This window comes from Bradyrhizobium sp. 132, from assembly GCF_023074185.1.
Lineage (GTDB): Bacteria > Pseudomonadota > Alphaproteobacteria > Rhizobiales > Xanthobacteraceae > Bradyrhizobium.
The window spans coordinates 94,136-100,910 of sequence record NZ_JADPKY010000041.1; the positions used below are offsets into that span (position 1 = coordinate 94,136).

Annotated in this window: 5 protein-coding genes; all 5 read left to right on the top strand. The window is 65.3% G+C overall.

Features of this window, described 5'->3' with window-relative positions; translation table 11 throughout:
• Positions 1-65 precede the first annotated feature (65 nt).
• The 5 genes from IVA74_RS07615 (at position 66) to IVA74_RS07635 (ending at position 6,576) form a co-directional block, all read left to right on the top strand.
• A complete protein-coding gene (locus tag IVA74_RS07615) occupies positions 66-944 on the top strand; it encodes an SDR family oxidoreductase (protein WP_247341266.1) in 879 nt (292 codons plus the stop codon).
• 65 nt (positions 945-1,009) lie between these two features.
• On the top strand, positions 1,010-1,963 hold the full coding sequence (locus tag IVA74_RS07620) for a dihydrodipicolinate synthase family protein (protein ID WP_247341268.1): 954 nt from the start codon (positions 1,010-1,012) through the stop codon (positions 1,961-1,963).
• Positions 1,964-1,968: 5 nt separating this feature from the next.
• Complete coding sequence (locus tag IVA74_RS07625; protein WP_247341270.1) at positions 1,969-2,769, top strand: NUDIX hydrolase; 801 nt, start codon at positions 1,969-1,971, stop codon at positions 2,767-2,769.
• An 80-nt stretch (positions 2,770-2,849) separates the two neighbouring features.
• On the top strand, positions 2,850-3,764 hold the full coding sequence (locus IVA74_RS07630; protein ID WP_247341272.1) for an EamA family transporter: 915 nt from the start codon (positions 2,850-2,852) through the stop codon (positions 3,762-3,764).
• Between the two features lie 124 nt (positions 3,765-3,888).
• On the top strand, positions 3,889-6,576 hold the full coding sequence (locus IVA74_RS07635; RefSeq protein ID WP_247341274.1) for a PAS domain S-box protein: 2,688 nt from the start codon (positions 3,889-3,891) through the stop codon (positions 6,574-6,576).
• Positions 6,577-6,775 lie beyond the last annotated feature (199 nt).

Sequence of the window (6,775 nt, forward strand, 5' to 3'; positions counted from 1 at the left end):
CAGCGACGCAGCGTTGCACGCTGCATCGCGTCCGGGACACAAAAAAACGACAGGGAGACGCCACCATGGGACTACTTGACGGCAAGGTCGCGCTGATCACCGGCGCGGGCGGGGGGCTCGGTGAGGCCTATGCAAAGCTGTTCGCGCAGGAAGGGGCCTCCGTCGTCGTCAACGACCTCGGTGGCCCCCGTGACGGCTCCGGCGCTGACAAATCGATGGCGCAGCTCGTGGTGGATGCGATCAGGGCCGAAGGCGGCAAGGCCGTCGCCAACGGCGCCGACATCTCCACGATGGAAGGCGGCCAGTCGCTATTCGACGACGCCATCAAGCATTTTGGCCGCGCCGACATCCTCGTCAACAATGCGGGCATTTTACGCGATCAGACCTTCTCCAAGGCCAGCGAGTCCGACTGGGACAAGGTCATCAAAGTGCATCTGAAGGGCACCTTTTGTTGCACCATGCCGGTGTTTCGCTGGATGCGGGAAAACGGCGGCGGCGTCATCGTCAACACCTCCTCGACCTCCGGCCTGATCGGCAATTTCGGCCAGACCAATTACGGCGCGGCCAAGGGCGGCATTTGGGGCCTGTCCAACGTGCTGGCGATCGAGGGCCGGAAATACAACATCCGGATCTGGACGCTCGCGCCGGGCGCGCTGACCCGCATGACCGCAGACCTGCCCCGCTATAAGGAGAACCCCGGTGCGGCGCTGGGGCCGGACGGCATCGCGCCGGCCGTGCTATACATGGTCAGCGATTTGTCGGGCGATCAGACCGGCAAGGTGCTGGGCGTATCCGGGCCCCGCGGCGTGCGCGAAATGCGGATGATGGAGATGGACGGCTGGAAACCGCCGCACACGGGGTGGAACGCACGGGACATCGCTGAGCATGCCAAGGAGATCTTCTTCTCCGAGGAGCAGATCAAGATGGGCGCGCGACGGTTTTAGGCCATGGTCTCCCGGACCCCGCAACGCGCGAGCCCGGGGATCACGAACAAAGGATACAGGGACTGATGAAACTCACTGCCGACGCCAAGGGCACCTTCGCAATCGCGCCGACGCCGTTCCACGACGACGGCCGGATCGACGAGCGCTCGATCGACCGCTTGACCGATTTTTACGAGGAGGTCGGCTGCGACGGCGTCACGGTGCTGGGCATCCTTGGTGAGGCGCCGAAGCTCGATGCCGCAGAGGCCGAGCAGGTGGCGGTGCGCTTCGTCAAGCGTGCCAAGAAGATGCAGGTGATCGTCGGCGTCTCCGCGCCGGGCTTTGCCACCATGCGCTCACTTGCCAAAGCCTCGATGGACGCCGGTGCGGCCGGTGTGATGATCGCGCCGCCGCCGTCGCTCCGCACCGACGTCCAGATCGTCGGCTATTACAAGCAGGCGGCCGAGGCGATCGGTCCCGACGTGCCCTGGGTACTCCAGGACTATCCGCTGACCTTGACGGTGGTGTTCACCCCCGCCGTGATCCGCAAGATCGTCATGGACAATCCAAACTGCGTGATGCTCAAGCACGAGGACTGGCCGGGCCTGGAAAAGATCTCGACGCTGCGCAACTTCCAGAAGGACGGCTCGCTGCGACCGCTCTCGATCCTCTGCGGCAATGGCGGCACGTTCCTCGATTTCGAGATGGAGCGCGGCGCCGACGGCGCCATGACCGGCTACGCCTTCCCCGAGCTTCTGATCGACGTCGTGAACCTCTCGAAGGCCGGCAAGCGCGACGCCGCGCATGATCTGTTTGACGCGCATCTGCCGCTGATCCGCTACGAGCAGCAGCCGGGTGCAGGCCTTGCCGTGCGCAAATACGTGCTGCAGAAGCGCGGCATCATCGCCTCCAGCGCGCAGCGCAAGCCCGCAGCGAGCATCACGCCGGCGGCAAAGGCAGAGGTCGAGTACCTGCTGTCGCGCGTCGCTCGAATCGACAAGCGCGCCAATCTTGGGCCGCAATCCAGCGCCGCAGGTTAAGTTGAATGGCCGAGGCCTCAGCATCACGTCCCGCGTCGACGATCCTCCTGCTGCGCGACGGCGCCGCAGCGAAGGAAATCGAAGTCTTTATGATGGTCCGCCATCATCAGATCGAGTTCAATTCGGGCGCGCTGGTGTTTCCCGGCGGCAGCGTCGATGCCGGCGATCAGGAGATCGTCAAGCGCTCCGACCTGTATTCGGGCGGCGAGGGCCTGAGTGAATCGGACCGCGGATTTCGTATCGCCGCGATCCGCGAGACCTTTGAGGAGAGCGGCATTTTGCTGGCACGGTCCAAGGATTCGGGCACGCCTGTTGACGCCAGGCGCGCCGGCGAGATCGCTGATGCGCATCGCGTCGCGCTCAACGAGCACAAGGTCAGCTTCCTGAGCATTCTGGCCGACAACGGTCTCCAGCTCGCGCTCGATACGCTCTTGCCTTACGCGCACTGGATCACGCCCGAGGGCATGCCAAAACGTTTCGACACCTGGTTCTTCCTCGCCGCAGCACCGCCCGACCAGCTCGGCGCGCATGACGGCCGGGAATCGACCGACTCGATCTGGGTCTCGCCGCGCGAGGCGGTTGAGGGCGGCGAGAGCGGCCGCTTCAAGCTGCCGTTCCCGACCACACGTAATTTGATCCGGCTCGCCAAGCAGTCGAGCGTGAGCGCGGCGCTGGAGCACGCCCGCGGCATGTCCGTCGTGACGGTGATGCCTGTCATGACCAGGACCGAAACCGGCCGCCAGCTCCGCATCCCCCGCGAGGCCGGCTATGACGGTGAGGTGTTCGAGGTCGGGGCGGTCGGCTAGAACACTTCGATACACAACGAAGTATTGGCGAGGGCAGGCGCGCTAGTTTCCGTCTCTGACAACGGAACGGAGCGCGCGACATGGACAACCGGCAGGACAACAACGTCGCCGTCGAGCTGGCGCTGCTGGTCGCGCTCGCAACGCTCTGGGGCGGCTCCTACACCTTCATCAAGCTCGGCGTTGCCACCATTCCGCCGATCACGCTGATCGCAGCGCGCACCACGATTGCGGGCCTGCTGCTGCTCGCGATCATGTGGGCGAGGGGCATCAGGATGCCGACAGACGGCGCGACCTGGCAGCGCTTTGCCTTCCAGGCCGTGCTCAACAGCGTCATTCCCTGGACGCTGATCGCCTGGGGCGAGCGCCATGTCGACGCGTCGCTCGCGACCATCCTCAACTCGGCCGGCCCGATCTTCACCTTCCTGCTCACGGCCGTTGTGACCCGTCACGAGGCGACGACCCCGCGAAAGCTGGTCGGCGTGGTCTCCGGCATGGCCGGCATCCTGTTGATCGTCGGCGTCGATGCGTTCCATGATATCGGCAGCGGTCTCGTCGCGGAGGCAGCGATCGTCGCCGCCACCATCTGTTATGCCTGTGCCGCGATCTTCGGCCGCAGCTTTAAGGGCCTCGATCCCATGGCGCCCGCGGCCGGCTCGCTGCTGGCGGGGGCGGCTGCACTGATCCCGGCCTCGCTGATCGTCGAACAGCCCTGGACGCTGTCTCCCTCCCAGAGCTCGGTGCTGGCGCTGCTCGCGCTTGCGACCTTCTCGACCGCCGCGGCCTTCGTGATCTATTTCCGCCTGATCCAGACCCTGGGCTCGGTCGGCACCACCGCGCAGGCCTATCTCCGCGTGCCCATCGGGGTTGCCATCAGCGTCGCCTTCCTCGGCGAGAGCCTGAGCCGGACCGCCTGGATCGGCCTTGCCTGCGTCGTCCTTGGCGTCGCCGCCATGACCATCCCGGCCCGGCGGCCGGCCAGCGTCAAAACGTCATAAAGCCGGGGCCAAGAAAGGCGGCGGGGCTGCAATATTAAGGATATTCGGCGGCTGAGGCGTGTTCCCCCGGGGCCGCAATACGTCGTATATTGCGCCTCCAGCAGCCCCGGTCCTCAAATCACGAATGTCCGCCGAATTGACGCCGACCCCTGAGAAAAAGCGAACATTCTCGCTCTCCATCGGCCAGCTCACCTTCGGCAGCTTCCTTCTGGTGCTGGCGGTGATCATCGTGACCTCGACCGCGAGCGTGATCGCGATCCGGCACATCGACACGACCTTTGCCGAATTGCAGCGGCTCCAGAGCGTCGGCGACCTCGCCGAGGACATCGACCGCCGCATGAACGAGTTGCGGCTCGCCGCGCGCGATTTCGTCACCGACCCCGGCGCCGGCACCCAATTCAAGCAGGTGGGCGAGGCGGCCTCGACGCTCAGCGACATCCTGAAGAAGACCCGCATCGAGCTTGCGCCCGAGCAGCAGGACATGATCGACGGGGTTACCGAAAGACTTGCGACCTATCGCAGCGGCCTGGAGCGGATCTCGACCCTGATTGATCGCCGCGCCCAGCTGCTCGCCGGCCTGCCGCCGCTGCGCGACCAATTCGATGTGGCGGTCGCGGGCACCGCCGACCGCGAGCTGGCCTCCCGCCTGTCGGAGGCGCAGAGCCGGATCGCGCTCGGACTGCTCGCGCGCAATCCGTCCGCGGCCGAGCAGGCGGCGCAGAGCATGCGGGCGATGGACATCGGCGATGCCAGGCTGAAGTCGTCCGTCAATAATTATGCCGGCGCCATCATCGCGGTCGCGGTCCGGGAACGGCAGATCGCCGATATCGATCGCGAGGTGCTGGGAACCGAGGGCCGGCTGATCGGGCGCGTCACCGAATTGCTGCGCGAGGTCAGTGCCCGGCGCGGCCACGTGCTGTCGCGCGACTTCGCCCGGACGCTGACGGAGGCGCGCTGGCAGAGTATCGTGCTCGGCACCATCGGCGTGCTGATCGGCATTCTCGCGGCCGGCTTCGTGGTGCGGCGGACGGTCCGTCCGCTCGCCCAGATCGCACGGTCGATCCGCGCGCTCGCAGCAGGCGAGAAGAACACCTCGATCCCGTCCGCCGACGTCGACAACGAGATCGGCGACATCGCCCGCGCGGCCGAAGTGTTCCGCCGCGCGCTGGAGGAGGCCGACACGGCGCGCGAGGCAGCGGTGCGCGCGCTGACCGAGCAGCGCCTCGCCGAAGAGAGCTACCGAAAACTGTTCGAGGGCTCGGTCGACGGCATTTACGTGACGACACCGGCCGGTGATCTCCTCAACGCCAATCCGGCGCTGGCGCGGATGATGGGCTATGACAGCCCCAAGCAGCTCATCGACAGCATCGACGACATCGCCCACACCATCTACGTCAATCCCGAGGCTCGCGTCGAATATCAGCGGCTGATGGCCCGCGACGGCATCGTGCGCGAGTTCGAATACCAGGTACGCCAGCGCAGCGGCAACATCCTGTGGCTGTCCGACAGCGCCACCGGCGTCCCCGACGAGGCGGGCAACATCGTCCGCTACGAAGGCACGCTGCGCGACATCACCGACCAGAAGCGGGCGGAAGACGCCATCGCCGAAGGACGGCGCCTGCTCCAGCAGGTCATCGACACCGTGCCGGCAGTGATCAACGTCAAGGACCGCGACCTGCGCTACGTGCTGATGAACCGCTACATGGCCGGCATCTTCGGCATCGAGCCCGGCGATGCGCTCGGCCGCACCACGGCGGATCTGATGTCGCGCTACGGTGCAGCCAAGACCGACGAGAACGACAAGCGCGTGCTCACGCTTCGAAAAGGTCTCGGCTTCTACGAAGAGGAGTACAAGGATTCTTCCGGCCACATGCGGCAATGGCTGGTCAACAAGCTGCCGCTGCTCGATATCGAGGGCGAGATCGAGCGGATCGTCACCGTGGCGCTCGACATCGGCGAGCGCAAGCGCGGCGAGCAGGAGATGCGCAAAGCCAAGGAATCCGCCGAGACCGCGCTGCGCAATCTGCGCGAGACCCAGGCCTCGCTGATAGAGGCGGAAAAGCTGGCGGCGCTCGGGCGCCTCGTCGCCGGCGTCGCCCACGAGGTCAACAATCCCGTCGGCATCAGCCTCACGGTTGCCTCCGCGCTGGAGCGCAAGACCGCGATGTTCACCGCCGAGGTCGAGCGCGGCGAGCTGCGCCGCTCTACGCTCAACGACTTCCTTCACACCAGCCGCGACGCGTCCTCGCAGCTCGTCTCCAATCTCAATCGCGCCGCCGAGCTGATCCAGTCGTTCAAGCAGGTCGCCGCCGACCGCAACTATTCGGATCAGCGCAGCTTCGATCTCGGTGACCTCACCGAGCAGGTAGTGATGAGTCTGCGGCCCGGCCTGCGCAAGCACAATTTGACGCTCAATGTCGAATGCCAGCCTGATCTGACCATGAACAGCTATCCCGGGCCGTACGGCCAGGTGCTGACCAATCTGTTTCTCAACGCGGTGGCGCACGCCTTCCCGGACGGACGGCCGGGGACCATCGACATCCAGGTGCGCGAGTCCGGCAAGGACAATGTCGAGATCACCTTCTCCGACAATGGTTGCGGCATGTCGCTCGACGTCCGCCGACGTGCATTTGATCCGTTCTTCACGACGCGGCGCGACCAGGGCGGCACCGGACTCGGGCTGCACATCGTCTACAGCATTGTCACGAACCGGCTCGGCGGACGGCTGGATCTCGATTCCGAGCCGGGCAGCGGCACACGCATCCAGATCATCCTGCCGCGCGTGGCGCCGCTCGAGCAGGCCGCGGAATAGCTGGAGCGTTTTCGGGCGAAGTGGATATCGGTTCGCGAAGAAAACGCTTCAAAACAAAATATGGAGCTTCGGTTCTGATTCAATCAGAACCGATAATGCCCTAGGGTCTGTTGGGATTCATCTGGAGTTTATCGCGGCCGCGGCCAGATAGATCATTGAAGTGAAGCTCTGGTCGGTCTTGTCGGCGCGCATTGCGATG